A 19,767-nucleotide genomic window follows, 5' to 3' on the forward strand; every position below is an offset into this window, starting at 1 on the left:
GGCGCCCTCCGGCGCTTCTGCTAAAACGGCGAGGCCTGGCCTCGCCGTTTTTTTGTCCGCCGCCTCAGTTCTGCCGCCAGATCAGCCGCGCGATCGCCGACGAATCCAGCTCGCCCTCGCCCTCGGCCACCAACTGATCGATCAGGCCCGACACCCGTTCCGCCTCCGGCAAGCGGATGCCCTGCTCGCGCGCCGTCTCCAGCACGATGCGCATGTCCTTGGCGTGCAGCTTGGCCTTGAAGCCCGGCGCGTAGTTGTCGTCTATCATCCGCTGGCCGTGGACATCCAACACCTTGCTCTGCGCAAAACCGCCCAGCAGCGCGGCGCGCACCGGCGCGGGATCGACATTGCAGGCCTGGGCCAGCTTCATGATTTCCGCCACCGCGGCGACGCCGACGCCGACCGCGATCTGGTTGCAGGCCTTGGCCACCTGGCCGGCGCCGCTGGCGCCGATATGGGTGATGGTCTGCCCCATGGCCTGCAAGGCCGGACGCGCGCGCTCCAGGGCCTCGGCCTTGCCGCCGACCATGATGGTCAACGTGCCGTTGACGGCGCCCACCTCTCCGCCGGACACCGGACAGTCCAGAAAGTCCACGCCGTAAGCCGCCAGTCTCTCCGCGATGCGGCGCGCGCCGTTGGGCGCGATGGTGCTCATGTCCGCGCAGACCAGGCCCGCGCCGGCGCCGTGAACCGCGCCTTGCTCGCCCAGCAGCACTTGTTCTACGTCCGCGGTGTCCGACACATTGGTGATCAGCAGCTCGACCTGGCCGGCCAGCTCGGCCGGGCTATCCGCCCAGCTTGCGCCCGCCTGCAACAAGGGCTCGGCCCGTTCGCGGCTGCGCGCCCACACCGTCACCTGGTGGCCCGCCTTCAGCAGGTTCAATACGCAGGGACGGCCCATGATGCCCAGACCGATATAAGCGACTTTCATTTGCGACTCCACGATGAAAACGACGAGATTCATCGAGGATAAGGGGAAGCGCGCCGCAACGCCAGCGCGCGGCGGGGAGAATCAGGGCTCGGGCAAAGGCGCGGGCTTGCGCCCGCCCAGCCAGGCCTCGAATTCATAATCCTTGCCGGAGGCGTGATGCTCCAGAAAGTAGACGAAGGCCAGGACCTCGGCCACCGCGCGGTAGAGCTCCGGCGGAATGTTCTTGTCCAGGTCCACCTGCATCAGCAAAGACACCAGCTCCGGCGAGTCGTGCACGAACACGCCGGCCTCCCGCGCGCGGTCTATGATGCGCTCGGCCAGCTCGCCATAACCCTTGGCGACGACCTTGGGCGAACGGTGCCCCTCCTGGTAAGACAAAGCCACCGCGGAGCGGCGCTTGTCCTCACTCGGCGGCCGCGCCATCGTCCTTCACCACCAGGCTGGCCAAGGCCAGGCCGGCCGAGGCCAAACCCGCCTCCAGCCGGCCGGCGTTCTGGGTGATCAACTGCCCGGCCTGTTCGTCCTCGGCGGAGAACGACACCTGCACCGACTGGCCCACCAGACGAATGCGCGCGGCCATGCCGCCCAGGGCCGGCAGATTCAAGGAGAGATTGGTCGACCAGGCCTGCATCTCCTGCTGGCCGTTGCCTTCGCGGTCGGCCTCAGTCTTTTCCTGCTCGATCACCATCTGCATGGGCTGGCCGGGCCAGGCCATGCCTTGAAACTGCAGTTGCTGATTTTCCAGGCCGTTGAGCTGCCTTTGCACCAGATTGCCCAACTCCTGGGCTTGAGCCTGCGCCTGAGGCCGCGCGCTGGCCGCCGCGTGCTCGGTATTGGCCAGCGCCTGACTCATCTTGGCCTGCGGCTCCTGCTTGATCTCGGCCAGGCTGGTGCGGCCGTCGGCGAAATCCTTCAGGTGGGATTCGTAAAACAGACCGCTCTTGGCCACGCCCTGCTGCAAATCCTCCGCCACCTTGGGCGGCGGCTGCTGCGCCGCGTTGACCAGCACCGGCTTGCCGGCGTCGCTGGTCTGGGTGGACAGCAGATGAGTCAGATAACGGGAAGCCGGGCTCAGGGCCACTTGCACCGAACTGCCCTTGGTCTGCTCCGCGCTCTCCTTGCCGCCGTCCTGCAATAAAAAGGTCAGCGCCGGTTGCAGCGACGCCACCTTCAGCTGCAGCGTATCGCCGCTTACCGTCGCCCCTTGGGGCAGGTTAAGCGTGAACAGCGAATTCTTGATCAATACCGCCAGCTGATTATTGTCGAGGCGATCCGCCACGCGCGCCGTCACCTGCTCGCCCAACAGCAGCGTCGGCAAGCGGCTGGGAAGGGTCGCGGTTTCCAGCAGCAGCTTGGCGCCCTCGCCCAATAGCTGCGAGGGGTTGATCTGCTGCGCCGGCAAGACGCCGGTATTGATCGACGGAATCATGAGGTGGGACTATTTCGGTACAGGGAAACGATCAACTCGGCCTCGCTGCGGGAGATGCCGCAGCGGGAGGCCACTTCGGAAGCCGTCAAGCCCTGGCGTATCATCTCGATCGCCTGATTGTAAGGGCTGAGTCCGACATCCCCGTGCGCCTGCTGCTCCACCCGGGACAACAGGCGCGACATATCCCGCTGCATAGCGCTGATCTGCTGTTGCTGCTGGTCGAGATACATGGTGGTCAAGCTGTCGCGTTTGGTTTCCAGACGCAGCACGCGCCAGTAGACATACGCCACCGCCATGGCCAGCATCAGCCAGAGCACGACCATCAGGTATGGGAAAAAGGTGCCGGACATCTTGGTTCCCCATGGAAGAGTTTCCGCCGTGACTTAATTTTATGGCGAAACCTCCAACAACCCAAGGCCAACCCGCCATCAAATCGACTCCGCCGTCCTGGCCGGGCCGTCGCGGCGACTTACGGTCAACGATAGTGTTTCAGCACCCGGGAACTCTGATTGATCAGCACCAGCTCCGAGCGCAACGCTTCCGACCACTGGACCAGATCGGCCTGGATCTCCTCGCGCCGCCGCACCAGTTCGCGCAGTCTGTCACGCTGAGCCTCCTCCAGACCGGACAACGTTTCCTGGGTCAGCGAGGCCAACAGGCGCGACATCAGCTTTTCCTGCTGCGCCTGTAAGGCGTTGAAACGCTCGTAGTCCTTGGCGGACACCGCGGCGGACACCTGAGGCGTCAAGGCCTCCAGTTCCACCACCAGTTGTTCCAGGGGCATCGCGCGCGCCGTCGCCGTCATGCGCCCGCCGCCGCGCTGGCCGCGGGCTGACTGCGGTCGACTTGCTGCCAGGCGGGGAGAATCGTTTCCAACAGGCTGCGGACTTCCCCCAAAATGGTCAGATCGTTCTTGAGGCTGGCTTGTCCCAAGCGCGTCTTCATATAGAGGTACAGCTCGTTCAGGTTGACGGCCGCCTCGCTGCCGGCTTCCACGTCCAGCGCGATGCGCAGGCCTTCGATGATGTCCATCGCCTTCGAGATCATGCGCGCCTTTTCATCGAAGCGCTGAGCTTCGATCGCAATGCCGGCGGTCATGATCGCCTTGATCGCGCCTTCGTACAGCATGACCACGATCCCGATCGGACTGGCGCCGTACACCGCGGCCTTCAGGGCGTCGTTTTCATAAGCTTTGTTGAATTGCTTCAACATTCTGGAGTTCAGCATATTGTTGCCACCGGCTGTGCCGGGTCGGCGGGCGATCCAGCCCGATCCGGCCTCAGCGTAAAATCATGTCGAAGTGCCAAGCTTATACTTGAGACATCAGACCGTTCAAATTGTTGGTCGAGGCCTGCATTTTAGCCAACGTTGAGTTCAACGCGGTGTATTGCTGGATATATTGTTTCTGCCGCGCGGTCAGCCGGGCGCTTAGAGAATCCTGCGAGGCTTTCTCGGTGCTGATGCGCGAGTTTATCGAACTTTTACTGCTTTCCACCACGCCGTTCGGTCCCAACAAACTATTGATTTCCTTGTTCAACAGTTGAGCGATGCCGTTATTGCTGGTGTTGCCAAACAGATTCTTGATCGCCGTGGGATCTTTTTTCAATGCATCGTTGAATTTGGTCGTATCCAGTTTAAGCGTACCGTCCTTCTGGATCGATATCCCCGCCTGAGACAGATAAGCGTAGGAGTTGACCGGGTCGACACCTGGAATCGACTTAGTCAGTACATTCTGCAGCTGCTGCTGGATGGACAGAATGGAGGCATTCCCTTTCATGCTGCCACCCCGCGCATCTTTGATCGCGCTGAGCACCTGATTATAAGCGTCGACAAAGCCTTGCACGCCTTTGTTGATACCGGCGGAGTCTTGACTCAGGGTAATGGTGGTCGACGAACTGGCCTTATACAGGTCCAAGTCGACACCGGGAATCGCCGTGCTGACCTTGTTGCTACCTGAAGTCACCTGAACGCCATTTACGGTCAGGTCCGCATTGCCAGCATCTTTGGATTCGGTGGCAGCGGTCGCGCTTTGCGACAATCCCGCCAGCGTCGAACCGCTGGTTCCGCCGGAGTCGGTGCCGCCGACGCTGATAGTAAATTTATTGTCGGTGCCGGAGGCTGTCGATGCCAGCACCAGCTTGTAGTTCTCGCCGTTTTTCACCACGGACGCGTTAATGCCCATGCCTTCGGCGTTGATCTTGTCGGAAATGGACTGCAGGGTGACTTTTTCGCCGGGCTTCTCGCGTAGCTTGACCGTCTGTTCTTTACCATTAATGGTGAACTTCAGCGTATCCGGCGCGCTGGCGAGTTCGGCTTGCGCATCCTTGATGTCTGTATTATTGAACTGATCGAACACCAGTTGCCGGGACGTCGCCAGCTTCGTGACGTTAACTACATAGGTGCCGCTGACGCCTCCGGAGGTGGTACTCACTCCCGCGACGGATGAGTCGCTGGATGAGGCTTTGAACGCTTGCAAAAACGACCCGGAAGACAGGCTGGTGATCGCGCTTTGCAGCGCGGACAGCGCGGACCCGATCTTGCCGAGATCGCTCAGTTGGGTGTTGTAGCCCTCCAGTTTTTTCTGGCTGGCGACCAATGGCCGGGAATCAATCGCCATCAACTGGCTTACGATGGTTTGGACGTCGAGCGCGCCGACTGCTGTGGTTATCCCTGCCATGTTCATCACCCTTTAATGTGTATTGGTTGAGCCGCTCCCGGGACTCAAGCTTTGTCCTTCAGCAGCATGCCTTTGAAGTCGCCGATCGCCTTGGCGATCCGGATTGCATCCTCGGAAGGTATCTGCCGAATGACCTTCTGAGTTTCCTTGTCCACGACTTTCACCACCTGCAGATCGGTGTCCTTGTCCACCGAGAACTCCAGCTGGTTATTGTACAGCGAGGCCACGCTATTCAGCTGCTTCAACGATGACTGCAGCTGCTCGGTAACTGATGGCTTGTTCTTGGCCGCGGTGTTTTGCGCCTGCTGCTGCTGCGCTTGTCCTGTGGCGGCAACAGCCTGGGCATTATCCGGCAAGGCGGTGGCTTTGTCGGCGCCCTGCCCACTTTGCGCCAGCTCCACCGTTTGCTGCCGCGGCGTGGAAGCGCCCGCGTTGGCAATCGGCAGCGATTGTAAAGAAGGTATTTGCATGGCTACTCTCCTGACGCGCGCAGCTCCGGTTGCCCAACCAACCGGAGCCGCCGCTGGCTCATACCATCATTCTAGACTTATTGCAGCAGGGTCAGTGCCGATTGCGGCAGCGAGTTGGCGTTCTTCAGAATCGAAGTGCCGGCCTGTTGCAGAATCTGGTTCTTGGTCAGGTTAGCAGTTTCCGCCGCGAAGTCCACATCGATGATGCGGCTGTTGGCTGCGGTCAGGTTTTCCACGTAGTTCTGCAGGTTGGCCACCACCGCGTCGAAACGGTTCTGCACCGCGCCGAAGGTCGAACGGATGTTCGAGATCTGGGCGATGTCGGCGTCCAGCGACGACAGCGCGCCGGAAGCGTTGGTTTGCGTCGTCACGTTGATACTGCCGGTATTGGTCAGACCGGAGTTGTACGCGTTCAATACGCCGGCCGAAGTCAAGTCGGTAGACGAGATCGACACCTGGTTGGTGGTCGCGCCGGACGAGCCCACTTGGAAAGTCAGTACCGAACCGCCGGACAACAGGCTGGTGCCGTTGAACTGGGTGGTTTGCACGATACGCGAGATTTCCTGGGTCAGCTGGTCCACTTCGTTTTGCAGCTGCGAACGGTTGGTGTTGCTGACCGAACCGTTGGACGCTTGTACCGCGATTTCACGGATACGCTGCAGGTTGTTGGCGATCTGCCCCAAGGCGCCTTCCGCCGTCTGACCGACGGAGATGCCGTCGTTGGCGTTCTTGATCGCTTGGTTGTTACCGCGGATGGCGGCACTCAAGGTCTGGGAAATCGCCAGACCGGCGGCATCGTCCTTCGCGCTGTTGACGCGCAGGCCGGAAGACAGGCGTTGCAGCGAAACTTGCAGCGCGTTGTTGGAGTTGCCGAGGTTGCGCTGCGCGTTCAGCGAAGCGATGTTAGTGTTGACGGTAATAGCCATGGTGATTCTCCTGATGTCCAGTTGGGCAAAGCGACTTGCTTATTCACCATATCGTCAAGGCAATAATAAACTTTATAGCAGCAATGTAAATTTTACCGACACGCCCGCGCCCCGCTTTCCAACTCGACACCCGATAAAGAACCCCGCCCTTGCGGGCGGAGTTCTCCGCTACGCGTTCACCTTACTGCAGCAAAGTCAGCGCCGACTGCGGCAGCGAGTTGGCGTTCTTCAGAATCGAAGTGCCGGCTTGTTGCAGGATCTGGTTCTTGGTCAGGTTGGCCGTTTCCGCCGCGAAGTCCACATCGATGATGCGGCTGTTGGCTGCGGTCAGGTTCTCAGTATAGTTCTGCAGGTTGGCTACCACCGCGTCGAAACGGTTCTGTACCGCGCCGAAGGTCGAACGGATGTTCGAAATCTGGGCGATGTCGGCGTCCAGCGACGACAGCGCGCCGGAAGCGTTGGCCTGCGTGGTGACATTGATGGTGCCGGTATTGGTCAGACCGGAGTTGTACGCGTTCATCACGCCGGCCGAAGTCAGGTCGGTGGACGAGATCGACACTTGGTTGGTGGTCGCGCCGGACGAGCCCACTTGGAAGGTCAGTACCGAACCACCGGACAACAGGCTGGTGCCGTTGAACTGGGTGGTTTGCACGATACGCGAAATTTCCTGGGTCAGCTGGTCCACTTCGTTCTGCAGCTGCGAACGGTTGGTGTTGCTGACCGAGCCGTTGGAAGCCTGCACCGCGATTTCACGAATGCGCTGCAGGTTGTTGGCGAGCTGGCCCAAGGCGCCTTCCGCCGTCTGACCGACGGAGATCCCGTCGTTGGCGTTCTTGATCGCCTGGTTGTTGCCGCGAATGGCCGAGGTCAGTGTCTGCGAGATGGCCAGACCTGCGGCGTCGTCCTTGGCGCTGTTGACGCGCAGACCGGAAGACAGGCGTTGCAGCGAAACTTGCAGCGAGTTGTTGGAGTTGCCGAGGTTGCGCTGCGCATTCAGCGACGCGATGTTGGTGTTTACTGTAATAGCCATGTTATTCCCCTAGAGATCCATCTGCGTCAAGAGCGGAATTCCGTAATTTGCGCAGCATGCTTACTAGATCGTCTAAAGGTTAATAAACTTGACCAAAATGGTATTTTTACCAAATATTCGTCAGGCAAGGAAAACCGAGGCGGCCCGCTTGCGGCGGGCGTGAATCCACGCGCGCCGCCAGCCTCAGGACAACAACGCCCGCTCAGCCGCTCAAAACGCGGAACCAGTCGTCGTTGTGATCTTCCAGCCAGTAATGTTGTTCCACCCAGGCGCGCAAGGCGTCGCCCTCTTTCTCGGTGGCGTCCAGATCATGGATGCGGCTGCGAATCGCCTCAACCCAGACGCTCGCTTCGTTCGGCACCCGGCATACCGGCGCGTCATTGGTCTGATAAGGGAAGATATCGGTGCACACCACCGGCCAAGCCATCGCGCCATACTCCAGCAAGCGCAAATTGCTCTTCGCCTCGTTGAAGGCGTTGATCTCCAGCGGCGCCACCGCCAGATCCAGGTTCAGCTTTACGACGGCTTCGGGGTATTGGGCAAACGGCACCGAATGATGGACTTCCGCGACATAGGGGCGGAACTGCGGCAAGCACATGCCCATGAAGACCCACTCCACCTCGTCCGCCGTCTGTTTGATCACTTCCAACAACAACTCCAAGTCGCCGCGGTGCTGCGACGCGCCCACCCAACCAACCCGCGGCTTGCGGCCTACGCGTCGCTGAGCGCGCAAATCGCCCCACACGCTCCTGCGCAGCCGGTTGGGAATCACGATGCGTTGATCAATCATGTCGCGCGTGAACTGCTCCAGCGGCTCGGTGGAGACCACCAGCGCGTCGCATAATCGCAGCGCCTTGCGCAAACGCTGCTTGGCGTCCGGGTACAAACGCTTCCACTGATCGTATAGATTGCTTTTTTCCGGTGTTCCGCCAATCAAATCGTCAAGGCCGAACACCACTCTCATATCGGGAATGAACTCCCGATACGCGGTCAAAGCCTCATATATGGCGTCATTGATGCCGGTGTGCACCAAGAAGGCGTCGGGCGCATGCCTGGCCATTTCAACAATCGACAGCAGACCGTGGGAGGGCTGGTGGATCTCGCCATCCAGCTTGCCCTGCTCCTGCAGCACCGACAAAGGCTGGCTCAGGCGATACTCGCCGCTGCCGCCAGGCACCGGCAGGCCAAGCACCCGCTGCCGTCCAGCCACCTTGCGGTCCCAGGAGACAATGCTGCGCACTTCAAACTCCATGCAGCGGCCTCGCAACGACAAGTGGCGATTAAACCCTGGGTCATAGGCCAATGCGGGCAGCCAGCGGTGCAACATGGCTTCGCGCTCGCCGCGCTCTCTAACCGCGGCCTCCAGCAGAACCACGGGGTCCGATGTTTTGCGACCGATGCTCTTGGCATGATGGTGATACAACACCGCAAACGGGTTATAAAGGTTGCGCAATCCTCCCGCCTGTATCTTCAAACACAGATCGACGTCATTGAAGCAAACCTTGAACGCGTCTTCATCCATGCCGCCAACCGCGGCATAAATCTCTTTTTGCACCAGCAGGCACGCGCCGGTCACGGCGGAGTAGTTCTGCATGGTCACCACGCGGTTAAGGTAGCCGTTCTCGGTGATATCCTGCCCTTCGAACACATGCTCGCCAATCGAATGCATCGTGCCCGGCAAGCCCATCACGATGCCTGCGTGCTGGATTTTGCCGATTTCCGGGTAGATCAGGCGCGCGCCGACGGCGCCGACGCCAGGCTGCTGCGCCGCGCCCAGCATGCGCTCCAGCCAGGAGGGCAGGATCACCTCGGTGTCATTGTTCAGCAATAGCAGATACTCGCCCTTGGCCTGCTCGGCGGCCAGATTGCATTGCGCCGAGAAGTTGAACGGCGCGTCGTACTGCAGCACCCGCACCCGGTCGGGATAGCGTTCCACCAATTGCTGATAGTACTCGGCGGTTTCAGGCTGCTCCGAGCGGTTATCCACCAGCAGCAACTCGAAATGCGGGTAGGCCGTCTTCTGGAACAGACTCTCGACGCAGGGCATCAGATATTCCAGCTTGTCGCGAGTCGGAATCACCACCGACACCAGCGGCTGGCCCATCACTCGATAATTGAAATGGTAAGTGCCCAGCGCCAATCCCTCGCTGACTTCCGCCGGCATCGGCAGACTGGCCGCGTGGTTCTGCAAGGCGACCAGGCGCGCGGCCCCGCCCAACGGGTCCGCCTCCAGTCGTCGCCACGGCAATGAAAGCAGGATGTCGTCGACATGACCGATGACGCTCTCGCCCTCGGCCGCCAGCAAGCGCAACAAGGCGTCGTAGTGGTAGGCGTTGGGAAAGGTCTGAAAGCCGCCAAGCTTCGCCAAGCCCGCGGTGGAAAACGCCACCGCGCTGCCGATGTAGTCCATGGAGCGCAGATAATCCGGCGAGAACTCCGGCAGGAAGGCCGGTAAAAAGCGCTCGCCCATCGGCGACACCACGTCATGGTCAAAGTAAACCGCCTGCCAATCCGGCCGGGCGTAAATCGCCTCTCCCACGCGCAACAAGGCCTGTGGCTGCAGCCGGAAGCCGGCGGGCAACAGCATGGTCCATTCCGCCGGCACATCCGCGATCACGCCGTTGACGGCGGCCACCACCGTTTCATAATCGGAAAGGTCGGCCAATTGCAACCAGCCCAGCTGATCGCTGTTTTCGAACACGGGATCCGGCACCGGCGTATCGGCCAGCACGATCAGACGCCAATGCGGATACAACTGGCTCTCCATCGCCTTGAAGCTTTCCGCCAATCGCGTCAGTTCCGGCTGGCTCGCCAGGCACAGCAAATTGAACGTCGGCCGCGTGCTCCATTGCTTCATCATGCTTTCGGCCAACTGCTCGACATGAATTTCGCGGAAGTTGTAATTTTTCAACCAATGGTGGTAACGCATCAGTTCCGCGATATCCCAGCCCGTCATCGGCGAAGCATCCACCTCGCCCCATTGAGCGGGCATGGCCTTGCGCTGCAGCGGCGGCAGCACGTGATTCCACAGCTCAAAAATCTGCGGCATCGCTTGATCCAGCAAGCGGTGCTCCAAGACATGCTGGCGCGCCGCTTCGGCCTGCGCACGGCGCGCTTCCGGCTTGTCTATCAGGGCGGCGATCGCATCGAACCAGCCCTGCTCGGTGTTTTCCACCACGGCGGCCAGGCCCGTGCCCTTTAGCCAAGCGTAAGCCGGCACGTCGGACACCACGCTGGCGGCCCCGGCCAAGGAGTATTCCAGCCACTTCAAGTCGGATTTGCCGTCGTTGAATTCGCTGGACTTCAGCGGCGCCAGGCCAATATCGATGCGCAAGTCCGCCAGAGTCGGCAAATACTCGCTGTAGGGCAGAAAGCAGGATACCTGCCTCACCCCCTTGAGCCCCACCAGGGAGGGCGGAACCTCTCCCCAGAACACGAAGCGCACCTGGCCGGCGTAGTCGTGATAAATGCGGAACAGGGCCGAGGACAGATGATCCAGGTCTTTTTTATGCGTACCGGTGCCGGCGAAGCCGATGGTGACCAGAGGATCGCTGCGTTCCAGCGGCGCCACCAAGCGCGCCGATGCCAGGCGGTTGGGCAATACCGCCACATTGCTGTTATAGCGCCGCACCCGCTCCGCCAATGGCTCGGTCGCCGCGATCACTTGCGCGCACAAGGGCATCAGCCACTCGATCACCGGGAACAAGGTATGGAAGTCATCGTACATCGGGTGGCTTTCCGGCATGCCCAGCAGCCAGTCGTCCACTTCGTAAATAATCGGCTTGCCGGAATCCACCATCGCTTGCAATAGCGGCTGATACGACGAAGATGGAAAAGCGCGCTGCACCACGAACATATCCATGGCGGCCACAAACTCCTCATCGCTGACGAACGGATAGTTTCCGTTTGGCATATGAATCGCCGAATTGCGATACAGGCAAGACTCGAATACGGGAGACAACATGTTCAGCACATCGCCCAAGCGCAGTCTGAAGCAGGCGGCGTCCAGACCGTCCCGCGTCAACACTCCCACCTTGGGCTTTTTGTTGATCATGTCGAGCAGACGATGCTGAAGCTTGCTCTCACTCATTTTCGGGTCTCTTTCTTAATGGGAGGATGCGGCTGAACCTTCGGCCGAAAGGCGCATTCTGGCGCTGTTCCAACAGCCGGACAAGTGATGTCCCGTTCATCGACGTCTTAAGGGAAGCTCGCCATAAACGGTCTCACTCCACTATATCAAAAACATGCGGCGCGGCTCTTCATCCCCGCCAAACCGCTGCGCTTCGACTCGAAGCCCAGGTCAAAGGCGCGAAAACACAGGGGCGGACGCGCCCCCTTGCCCTCCCCTGTTCCGCAGCGACGCGCGAACCTGGCGCCGACCCGATATGCAGAACAAAGGATGCAAAACTGAAATGGCCAAACTGGCAATAAGGCAAAAATCACATGCCAAGTGCTTTTCTTTTGCGATATCTTGCAATTTTGATCAATGCCCGCCTTGGTTTACGCCATTGTCGGCCTTGCCGCAAGCATGCCCTTTCTATAGTCTGCTGCCACTCAAGTTTAAGGTGCGCCAGACGATAAAATGCTAGCCCGCACACATTGGCATCACAAGGAATCCTCCATGCAAGTCTTGGTAACTGGAGCCGCCGGCTTCATCGGCAGCCATGTCTGCGATCTGCTTCTGAACGAAGGCCACTCCGTCGTTGCGCTGGACGATTTGTCCACCGGCAACGAGCGCAATCTGTCTGCATTTGCCGCACACACCCATTTCCGTTTCGTGCGCGCAGACATCCGCGAGCGCGAAGCCATCAAACCTCATTTCGCCGGCGTCGACTGGGTCATTCACCTGGCCGGGCGCTCCGACATCGTACCTTCCATCGAACAGCCGGAAGACTATTTCGACGTCAACGTCAACGGCACGCTGAACGTGCTGCAAGCCGCCAAACAGCATGGCGTAAAAAAACTGGTTTACGCCGCGTCGTCTTCCAGCTACGGCATCCCCGACACGTATCCGACTCCGGAAAACACCCCGATCAAGGCTGAGTACCCCTATGCGCTGACCAAGGCCATGGGCGAAGAACTGGTGCTGCACTGGGCTCGCGTCTACCAATTGCCCGCGCTGTCGCTGCGTCTGTTCAATGTCTACGGCCCGCGCTCCCGCACCAACGGCGCTTACGGCGCGGTATTCGGCGTCTTCCTGGCACAAAAGCTCAAAGGTCTGCCGCTGACCATAGTCGGCGACGGCAGTCAAACCCGCGACTTCACTTTCGTCACCGATGTCGCCAACGCCTTTGTCACCGCAGCCGGCTCCTCCCTAAGCGGCGAAGCGCTCAACGTCGGCAGCGGCAACCATTACAGCGTCAATTACCTGGTGGATTTATTGGGCGGCGGACGCACCTACATCCCCAAGCGCCCCGGCGAACCGGACTGCACTTTTGCCGATACCCGCCTGATCAGAGAACGCCTGGGCTGGCAACCCAAAGTTAGTTTCGAACAAGGCGTGGACATCATGCGCCGCTGCATTCAGGACTGGGCCGACGCGCCGGTTTGGACCCCCAGCAGTATCGATACCGCCACCCGCAGCTGGTTCACCCATCTGGGACAAGCATCATGATCACCCATAGTTTTTCCGCGGCGCTGGCCCGCTTCCAGCAAGTCCTGTCCAGCCTGCGCGTCACGGCGGCAGGCCAGGAACTGGCGGCCGAAACCGGCTTGCTGCGCACGCTTGATTTGCTGCGCAGGGCCAAAGCGGAAGACCGCGCGGTCTACTTGATAGGCAATGGCGGCAGCGCCGCACTAGTGGCGCACGTCCAGAACGACCTGGTCAACAAGGCGCGGCTGCGCGCCCATGTGCTGCACGAGCCGGCGCTGATGACCTGCATGAGCAACGACTACGGTTACTCCCGCGCCTATGCGGAATTGCTGGAACGCTATCTCAGAAGCGGTGATATCCTGATCGCGGTCAGCAGTTCCGGCCGTTCCGCCAATATCCTGGCGGCCGCCGAAGCCGCGTCCACCCGGTCAGCCCAAATCATCACCCTGTCCGGCTTCGCGCCCGACAATCCCTTGCGCGGCGCCGGTCATGTCAACATCTGGCTGCCGTCGGACGATTACGGCGAAGTCGAAGTCGGACACCAGCTGATACTTCACTACCTGTCGGACGCGCTAGCAGAGAAATAGCATGAGCACGGAAAAAATCAAAAGCCTGGACGCGCTGGGTGAACTGGCGCAACAGGCCAAGCAAGCGGGCCGCAAAGTGATCCACTGCCATGGCACTTTCGACCTGATGCACACGGGGCATATCAAGCATCTGCAGCATGCTCGCTCATTAGGCGACATGCTGGTGGTCACCGTTACCTCGGACGCCTTCGTGCGCAAGGGACCGGGACGACCGGTCTTCACAGAGCTGCTGCGAGCGGAGAATCTGGCGGCACTGGCCTGCGTCGACTATCTGGCGATCAGCGACGCCGAAACCGCGAGCACCGCCATTGAACACATCCAACCCCATCTCTACGTGAAGGGCAGCGACTACGCCGACGCCAGCCAGGACCCCAGCGGCAATATCGCGCGCGAAGTCGCCGCCGTACGCCAGCACGGAGGCGATGTCTACTTCACCGACGAAATCACCTTCAGTTCCACCAAGTTGCTGAACGACCATTTCGACGTTCTGCCGCAAGACACCCGCCTGTTTCTGGAAAGCTTCAAGAAAAGTTGCCCCTTGGAAGATTTCCTGGCCCATGTCCAGGCGCTGGCCAAGATGAAGGTGCTGGTAATTGGTGACGCCATCATTGATGAATACCACTACGTCCACACCCTGGGGCAGACCGGCAAGGGCACCTCGCTGGCGGTGCGCTATCAAAGCGAGGAACGCTTCGCCGGCGGCGCCATCGCGGTAGCCAACCACATCGCCGGCTTCGCCGCCAACGTCACCCTGTTGACCGCGCTGGGCCAACACGACGATTCGCTGGAATACGTCAGCAGTAAATTAAAGGCCAATGTCCAACTAGAGCACCGCTTCTTCAAAACCGCCCCGACACTGATCAAACGCCGTTTCGTCGATCAGGAGCTGCAGCGTCTGTTCGAGATTTACTTTGGCGGCGAAGAGCAGGAGGACGAAGCGCTGGAGCAATCCTTCTGCGACTGGATCGCCTTGCACGCCGGTGCCTTCGACGCCGTAATCGTGCCCGACTTCGGCAACGGCCTGATCAGCCGCAAGATGGCGCACAGCATCTCCCAGCATGCGGCCTTCCTGGCGATCAATACCCAAATCAACAGCGGCAACCGCGGCTACCACATCATCACCCGTTATCCGAAGGCGGACTTCCTCTGCCTGAACGAGCCGGAAGCGCGGCTGGCCACCCATGACCGCCAGTCCCCGTTGGAAGAAGTCGCCGCCGACCTGCGCGCCCAGCTGGATGCTCGGGCGATGGCCATCACCCGCGGCGCCAAGGGCGCGCTGATCGTCGACCACGACCGCGCGGTGCCCATTCCTGCCTTGTCCTCACACGTGGTGGACCGTATCGGGGCCGGCGACGCCTTCCTGTCGCTGGCAGGCCTGTGCATGGCCTCGGGCGCTTCGTCCGAAATGGCAGTGCTGGCCGGCAGCATCGCCGCGGCGCTGGATGTCCAAATCGTCTGCAACCGCGAGCCGATCGACCCGGTCCTGTTCGCCAAGTATGCGACCACGCTGTTGAAGTGAAGGAGTAACGCTCATGGACACCTTTCTGATCGACAGCCACAAGCTGGTCTACCACCCGCGCCGCGTCGCCGACCTGATAGAGTCCGGCGACGACTGGGAAAAAGCCAAACACATCTACCCGATCTATCTGGAGTTGTCGCCGGTAGGCGCCTGCAACCATCGCTGCACCTTCTGTGCGGTGGACTACATCGGCTATAAGTCGGTGATGCTGGATTACGCGATGCTGGAACAAAGGCTGCCGGAAATGGGGCGGCTCGGCGTGAAAAGCATCATGTACGCCGGTGAGGGCGAGCCGCTGCTGCACAAGAAGATCAACGAGATCGTCGCCTTGACCAAGGCCTCCGGCATCGATGTGTCCTTCACCACCAATGGCGTGCTGCTGAACACTGAGTTTGTCGAACGCTCACTGGACAAAACCTCCTGGATCAAGGTTTCGCTGAACGCCGGCACCGCCGCTTCCTACGCCGCAGTGCATCAGACCCGGGAGCGCGACTTCCAGCGCGTGGTGGACAATCTGAAATACGCCGCCGCCTATAAGCGCCAGCACAATATTGCCTGCACCATAGGCGTGCAAGCGGTGCTGCTGCCGGAAAACGCCGCGGACATGCCCGAACTGGCGCGCATCTGCCGCGACGAGATCGGCGCCGACTACCTGGTGATCAAGCCCTACTCCCAACACTTGTACAGCGAGACCCATCAGTACGAAGACATCAACTACCATCCCTATCTAGCGATGGAAGAAGAACTGGCGGCGTTCAACGGCCCCGATTTCCAGCTGATCTTCCGCAGCCACACCATGCAGAAGTATCTGGAAAAACCGGAGGCCCGTTATCAGAAATGCCATGCCACGCCCTTTGTCTGGGGCTATGTGATGGCCGACGGCAGCGTCTACGGCTGCAGCGCTTATCTGCTGGACAAGCGCTTCGAATACGGCAACCTGAACCAGGCCGGCTTCCAGGAAATCTGGGAAGGCGAACGTCGCAAGGAAAGCTTCCATTTCATCCGCAATCACTTGGACATCAAGGATTGCCGCCGCAACTGCCGGATGGATGAAATCAACCGTTATCTAGACCGCCTGGTGAACCAGTCGGTACCTCACATCAACTTCATCTGAGCGCCGCCATGAACTCCGCTCACGCATTATTGGAAAACATGCTGCTGATCCGGCGTACGGAAGAGGCCATCGCCCGCCGCTATCCGGAGCAACGGATGCGCTGCCCGGTTCACCTGTCCATAGGCCAGGAGGCCGCCGCCGCCGGCGTCGGTCTGGCGCTGGAGCGGCAGGATCAGGCGGTCAGCACCCACCGCGCCCACGCCCACTACCTGGCCAAGGGCGGCGACCTCGACGCGATGATCGCCGAACTGTACGGCAAGGCCAGCGGATGCTGCGGCGGCCGCGGCGGTTCTATGCATTTGTCCGACCCGCAAGCCGGCTTCCTGGCCAGCACTGCCATCGTCGGCAACAGCATACCCATTGGCGTCGGCATGGCGTTGGCCCAGCAGCAGCAAGGCTCTCGCCAAATCAGCTGCGTCTTTCTAGGCGACGGCGCTACGGAAGAAGGCGTGTTCTTTGAAAGCGCCAACTTCGCCATCGTGCGCAAGCTGCCGGTGCTGTTTGCCTGCGAGAACAACCTTTACTCAGTCTATAGCCCTCTGTCCAAACGCCAGCCCGCCGGCCGTTCGCTGGCGGGCTTCGCCGAAGCCATCGGCCTGCGCGCCATCACCGTGGACGGCAATGACGCGGAGGCCGTCTACGCCGCGGCATGCGAAGCCGTTACAACAATCCGCAACGGCGCCGGCCCTTGTTTCATCGAGATGCCGACCTATCGCTGGCTTGAGCATTGCGGCGCGTTTGACGACGACCATCTGAACTACCGGCCGGAGGGCGAATTGCAGGTCTGGAAGGAGCGCGACCCGATTCCGCGCCAGATCGAGCGCGCCGGCGTCAGCCGCGAATGGCTGGCCGCCTGCGAGGCGCGCGTCGCCGCCCGCGTGGATACGGCCTTCGCCAAAGCCGAGGCCGCGCCGTTCCCTGACGCGGACAGCGCGCAAGACGGCATCTACGCCACGCCACTGGGAGAGCGAGCATGAGCATGATCAACGCCGCCCAGGCCATCAACCAGGCGCTGCGCTTGGCCATGGAGCAAGACCCGGCGGTCATCTGCTATGGCCTGGGCGTAGACGACCCCAAAACCATCTTCGGCACCACCTCCGGCCTGCAACAGCAGTTCGGCCCGCAGCGGGTGTTCGACATGCCCACCTCGGAAAACGCGATGACCGGCATCGGCGTCGGCGCGGCGCTGGGCGGATTGCGGCCGGTGATGTGTCACCAGCGGCTGGACTTCTTCCTGCTGGCCATGGATCAACTGGTCAACAACGCGGCCAAATGGCGCTATACCTTCGGCGCGCAGCACCGGGTGCCCTTCACGCTGCGGCTGATCCTAGGGCGCGGTTGGGGCCAAGGCCCCACGCACTCGCAAAACCTGCAAGCCTGGTTCGCCCATGTGCCAGGCTTGAAAGTAGTGATGCCAGCCAGCGCCGCCGATGCGAAAGGCCTGCTGTTGTCGGCGATCTTCGACGACGACCCTGTGGTCTTTCTGGAGCACCGCTGGGTGCATCCGGCCACCGACGACGTACCCGAAGGCGATGTCCGTGTTCCCATCGGCAAAGCCAAGACCGTAATGGAGGGCGATGCCGTCACCATCGTCGCCATGTCCTATCTGGTGGCGGAAGCGCGCCACGCCTGCCAGGCCTTGGCCCAGGCAGGCGTGCACTGCGATCTGATCGACTTGCGCAGCATCAAGCCGCTGGACATGCCCGCGCTGGAGCGTTCTCTGGCCAAGACCGGCCGTCTGCTGGTGCTGGACACCGGCGCGGCCACCGGATCCGTCGCCGGCGAAATCATCGCCCGGCTCAGCATCAGCCACTGGTCCTCGTTCCGTTGCCCGCCGCGACGCCTGTGCGCGCCGGATTGTCCGGAACCCACCAGCTATGGCTTGAGCAAGGCGTTTTACACAGAAGCCGCCGACATCATCACAGCCGTCGGCGACATGTTGGGATTGGCAACCCTTCCCCTGGATGCCCTCCCCCCCGCCCGTTCCCACCACGATGTGCCGGGGGACTGGTTCACCGGGCCATTCTGAAAGACTTAAGGAGCTTGCCATGAGCGAGAACAAACCCAAGGAAGGCGTCAATCGCTTCGGTCAAAAGACCACCACCATGATTCCGGAGGAGGCGCCGCTGGCCCGCAATCCCGGCCACAAGTTGCGCACTTCCAACGTCATCGTCAATCGCAAGGCGCTGACCGATGCCGAAGCGCAGCTGGATAGTTATCAGCTGGAAAAAAGCACTGGCCAGAAGATCCAGTTTTACAGCGAAGGCAACCAGATTGGCGTGATCCGCATGTCGGAGGGCGACGGCGACGAACATGTGCCCAACCAGTTCACCGGCCCCAGCTTCCGCAACCCGCCGCAGCGTTTCCGCTTCGACGGCCACAAGATGATGCATCATCTGGACCGTGTGCTGGCCTGGCAGCGTGGCGAGCGCTTCGCGCCCATCCATATCGATATGGGCCTGACCAAGTTCTGCAATACCGCCTGTATCTACTGCTACGCGGTGGTGCAGAACATGACCAAGGGCACCATGATAGGCCGTGATGCGCTGCTGTCCTACATCAAGGATTGCGGCCGCCTGGGGGTGCGTTCCATCGGCTTCATCGGCGACGGCGAGCCCACGCTCAACCCGGCGCTGTACGACGCCACCGTACTGGCCGGCGAACTGGGTGTGGACACCTCGATGGCCACCAATGGACTGCTCCTGGACATGGACCGCGCCCACGACCTGCTCAAGAACATGAGCTGGATCCGCTTCAACCTGTCCGCCGGCACTCGCGAGGGTTTCCGTCGCGTGCACCAATCCAAGGAAGCCAACTTCGACCTGCTGGTGGAAAAGATCCGCGCACTGGTGCAGATCAAGAAAGAGTACGGCTACAAGTGCACGTTGGGCTTGCAGATGGTGCTGATCCCGGAATGCTTCGACGAAGTCATTCCCGAGGCCAAACTGGGCGCAGAACTCGGCGTGGATTACTTCGTCATCAAACACTGCTCCGACTCCGAGTACAAGGAAATCGGCATCAACTATGATGAATATCTGACGATAGGCGACATGCTCAAGGAAGCGGAAGGGTATTCCACTACTGACTACGTAGTGCAGGCCAAGTGGAACAAGATCAACGCGGCCTCCGAATCCGCCCTATACAAGAACGGCTTCCGTAAGTACGACGTCTGCCACGGCACGCCCTTCCTGCTGCAAATTTCCGGCAATGGCAAGATCTACCCCTGCGGCCCCTTCTTCAACAAGGAACGCTTCTATATCGGCGACCTGCACGAACAGTCGTTCTTCGACATAGTGATGGGAGACCGTTACTGGGCGGTGCACAAGGACGTCAGCGAATCCGTGGACGTGCACAAGGACTGCGCCATCGGCTGCCGCCAGGACTATGTCAATAAATTCCTCTGGGATTTGAAGAACCCGCCGGAACACATCAACTTTATATAATACACTCCAGCTTAGCCGGGCGGCGCCGCTGCCCGGCCCGCCCGATTC

At 60.7% G+C, this 19,767-nt stretch carries 18 protein-coding genes; 7 read left to right on the forward strand and 11 right to left on the reverse strand.

Annotation, left to right across the window (positions count from 1 at the left end; translation table 11 throughout):
• Nucleotides 1-64: 64 nt before the first annotated feature.
• From DB032_RS16590 to DB032_RS16640, 11 genes are all read right to left on the reverse strand, one after another.
• Complete coding sequence (locus DB032_RS16590) at nt 65-931, reverse strand: NAD(P)-dependent oxidoreductase (RefSeq protein WP_107800442.1); 867 nt, start codon at nt 929-931, stop codon at nt 65-67.
• A gap of 81 nt (nt 932-1,012) precedes the next feature.
• Nucleotides 1,013-1,354 (reverse strand): EscU/YscU/HrcU family type III secretion system export apparatus switch protein, encoded by a 342-nt coding sequence (locus DB032_RS16595; RefSeq protein WP_019103813.1) that lies wholly within the window; start codon nt 1,352-1,354, stop codon nt 1,013-1,015.
• The gene (locus tag DB032_RS16600; protein WP_107800443.1) at nt 1,335-2,360 is read right to left on the reverse strand and encodes a flagellar hook-length control protein FliK; all 1,026 of its coding nucleotides are present in this window, start codon (nt 2,358-2,360) and stop codon (nt 1,335-1,337) included. The genes DB032_RS16595 and DB032_RS16600 overlap by 20 nt, the downstream gene beginning before the upstream one ends.
• The gene (locus DB032_RS16605) at nt 2,357-2,710 is read right to left on the reverse strand and encodes a DUF2802 domain-containing protein (protein ID WP_081545453.1); all 354 of its coding nucleotides are present in this window, start codon (nt 2,708-2,710) and stop codon (nt 2,357-2,359) included. Before DB032_RS16605 ends, DB032_RS16600 begins: the two co-directional genes overlap by 4 nt.
• Before the next feature lie 125 nt (nt 2,711-2,835).
• The gene (locus DB032_RS16610; RefSeq protein ID WP_158274329.1) at nt 2,836-3,144 is read right to left on the reverse strand and encodes a hypothetical protein; all 309 of its coding nucleotides are present in this window, start codon (nt 3,142-3,144) and stop codon (nt 2,836-2,838) included.
• A 17-nt stretch (nt 3,145-3,161) separates the two neighbouring features.
• Nucleotides 3,162-3,572, reverse strand: a complete 411-nt coding sequence (fliS, locus tag DB032_RS16615; RefSeq protein ID WP_233246726.1) for a flagellar export chaperone FliS — start codon at nt 3,570-3,572, stop codon at nt 3,162-3,164.
• Nucleotides 3,573-3,669: 97 nt separating this feature from the next.
• Entirely contained in the window at nt 3,670-5,037 is a 1,368-nt protein-coding gene (gene fliD / locus DB032_RS16620; RefSeq protein ID WP_107801947.1) for a flagellar filament capping protein FliD, read from the reverse strand.
• Nucleotides 5,038-5,081: 44 nt separating this feature from the next.
• Nucleotides 5,082-5,507, reverse strand: a complete 426-nt coding sequence (locus tag DB032_RS16625; RefSeq protein ID WP_107800446.1) for a flagellar protein FlaG — start codon at nt 5,505-5,507, stop codon at nt 5,082-5,084.
• Nucleotides 5,508-5,584: 77 nt separating this feature from the next.
• Nucleotides 5,585-6,433 (reverse strand): flagellin, encoded by an 849-nt coding sequence (locus DB032_RS16630; protein ID WP_107800447.1) that lies wholly within the window; start codon nt 6,431-6,433, stop codon nt 5,585-5,587.
• A 181-nt stretch (nt 6,434-6,614) separates the two neighbouring features.
• On the reverse strand, nt 6,615-7,463 hold the full coding sequence (locus tag DB032_RS16635) for a flagellin (protein WP_107800448.1): 849 nt from the start codon (nt 7,461-7,463) through the stop codon (nt 6,615-6,617).
• 202 nt (nt 7,464-7,665) lie between these two features.
• Nucleotides 7,666-11,553, reverse strand: a complete 3,888-nt coding sequence (locus tag DB032_RS16640) for a glycosyltransferase (RefSeq protein WP_233246727.1) — start codon at nt 11,551-11,553, stop codon at nt 7,666-7,668.
• A gap of 531 nt (nt 11,554-12,084) precedes the next feature.
• On the opposite strand from DB032_RS16640, the gene DB032_RS16645 reads away from it, so the two are divergent.
• From DB032_RS16645 to DB032_RS16675, 7 genes are read left to right on the forward strand one after another with little or no spacing between them, the layout of a single operon-like run.
• On the forward strand, nt 12,085-13,077 hold the full coding sequence (locus DB032_RS16645) for an SDR family oxidoreductase (protein WP_107800449.1): 993 nt from the start codon (nt 12,085-12,087) through the stop codon (nt 13,075-13,077).
• Complete coding sequence (locus DB032_RS16650; RefSeq protein ID WP_107800450.1) at nt 13,074-13,643, forward strand: SIS domain-containing protein; 570 nt, start codon at nt 13,074-13,076, stop codon at nt 13,641-13,643. Before DB032_RS16645 ends, DB032_RS16650 begins: the two co-directional genes overlap by 4 nt.
• Before the next feature lies 1 nt (nt 13,644).
• A complete protein-coding gene (locus tag DB032_RS16655; RefSeq protein ID WP_107800451.1) occupies nt 13,645-15,162 on the forward strand; it encodes a PfkB family carbohydrate kinase in 1,518 nt (505 codons plus the stop codon).
• Nucleotides 15,163-15,175: 13 nt separating this feature from the next.
• On the forward strand, nt 15,176-16,276 hold the full coding sequence (locus DB032_RS16660; protein ID WP_107800452.1) for a radical SAM protein: 1,101 nt from the start codon (nt 15,176-15,178) through the stop codon (nt 16,274-16,276).
• Between the two features lie 8 nt (nt 16,277-16,284).
• The gene (locus tag DB032_RS16665) at nt 16,285-17,253 is read left to right on the forward strand and encodes a thiamine pyrophosphate-dependent dehydrogenase E1 component subunit alpha (protein WP_107800453.1); all 969 of its coding nucleotides are present in this window, start codon (nt 16,285-16,287) and stop codon (nt 17,251-17,253) included.
• Nucleotides 17,250-18,305 (forward strand): alpha-ketoacid dehydrogenase subunit beta, encoded by a 1,056-nt coding sequence (locus DB032_RS16670; RefSeq protein ID WP_107800454.1) that lies wholly within the window; start codon nt 17,250-17,252, stop codon nt 18,303-18,305. Before DB032_RS16665 ends, DB032_RS16670 begins: the two co-directional genes overlap by 4 nt.
• A 19-nt stretch (nt 18,306-18,324) precedes the next feature.
• Nucleotides 18,325-19,719: a radical SAM protein gene (locus tag DB032_RS16675; RefSeq protein ID WP_107800455.1), complete on the forward strand. Its 1,395-nt coding sequence runs from the start codon at nt 18,325-18,327 to the stop codon at nt 19,717-19,719.
• The last annotated feature ends 48 nt before the right edge of the window (nt 19,720-19,767 follow it).

This window comes from Chromobacterium sp. Panama (assembly GCF_003052555.1).
Classification (GTDB): Bacteria; Pseudomonadota; Gammaproteobacteria; order Burkholderiales; family Chromobacteriaceae; genus Chromobacterium.

What these genes read in the sequence shown, in the direction of transcription:
- DB032_RS16590 (WP_107800442.1), bottom strand. Translation starts at nt 931, where the DNA reads ATGAAAGTCGCTTATATCGGTCTGGGCATCATGGGCCGTCCCTGCGTA.
- DB032_RS16595 (WP_019103813.1), bottom strand. Translation starts at nt 1,354, where the DNA reads ATGGCGCGGCCGCCGAGTGAGGACAAGCGCCGCTCCGCGGTGGCTTTG.
- DB032_RS16600 (WP_107800443.1), bottom strand. Translation starts at nt 2,360, where the DNA reads ATGATTCCGTCGATCAATACCGGCGTCTTGCCGGCGCAGCAGATCAAC.
- DB032_RS16605 (WP_081545453.1), bottom strand. Translation starts at nt 2,710, where the DNA reads ATGTCCGGCACCTTTTTCCCATACCTGATGGTCGTGCTCTGGCTGATG.
- DB032_RS16610 (WP_158274329.1), bottom strand. Translation starts at nt 3,144, where the DNA reads ATGCCCCTGGAACAACTGGTGGTGGAACTGGAGGCCTTGACGCCTCAG.
- fliS (WP_233246726.1), bottom strand. Translation starts at nt 3,572, where the DNA reads ATGTTGAAGCAATTCAACAAAGCTTATGAAAACGACGCCCTGAAGGCC.
- fliD (WP_107801947.1), bottom strand. Translation starts at nt 5,037, where the DNA reads ATGGCAGGGATAACCACAGCAGTCGGCGCGCTCGACGTCCAAACCATC.
- DB032_RS16625 (WP_107800446.1), bottom strand. Translation starts at nt 5,507, where the DNA reads ATGCAAATACCTTCTTTACAATCGCTGCCGATTGCCAACGCGGGCGCT.
- DB032_RS16630 (WP_107800447.1), bottom strand. Translation starts at nt 6,433, where the DNA reads ATGGCTATTACCGTCAACACTAACATCGCTTCGCTGAACGCGCAGCGC.
- DB032_RS16635 (WP_107800448.1), bottom strand. Translation starts at nt 7,463, where the DNA reads ATGGCTATTACAGTAAACACCAACATCGCGTCGCTGAATGCGCAGCGC.
- DB032_RS16640 (WP_233246727.1), bottom strand. Translation starts at nt 11,553, where the DNA reads ATGAGTGAGAGCAAGCTTCAGCATCGTCTGCTCGACATGATCAACAAA.
- DB032_RS16645 (WP_107800449.1), top strand. Translation starts at nt 12,085, where the DNA reads ATGCAAGTCTTGGTAACTGGAGCCGCCGGCTTCATCGGCAGCCATGTC.
- DB032_RS16650 (WP_107800450.1), top strand. Translation starts at nt 13,074, where the DNA reads ATGATCACCCATAGTTTTTCCGCGGCGCTGGCCCGCTTCCAGCAAGTC.
- DB032_RS16655 (WP_107800451.1), top strand. Translation starts at nt 13,645, where the DNA reads ATGAGCACGGAAAAAATCAAAAGCCTGGACGCGCTGGGTGAACTGGCG.
- DB032_RS16660 (WP_107800452.1), top strand. Translation starts at nt 15,176, where the DNA reads ATGGACACCTTTCTGATCGACAGCCACAAGCTGGTCTACCACCCGCGC.
- DB032_RS16665 (WP_107800453.1), top strand. Translation starts at nt 16,285, where the DNA reads ATGAACTCCGCTCACGCATTATTGGAAAACATGCTGCTGATCCGGCGT.
- DB032_RS16670 (WP_107800454.1), top strand. Translation starts at nt 17,250, where the DNA reads ATGAGCATGATCAACGCCGCCCAGGCCATCAACCAGGCGCTGCGCTTG.
- DB032_RS16675 (WP_107800455.1), top strand. Translation starts at nt 18,325, where the DNA reads ATGAGCGAGAACAAACCCAAGGAAGGCGTCAATCGCTTCGGTCAAAAG.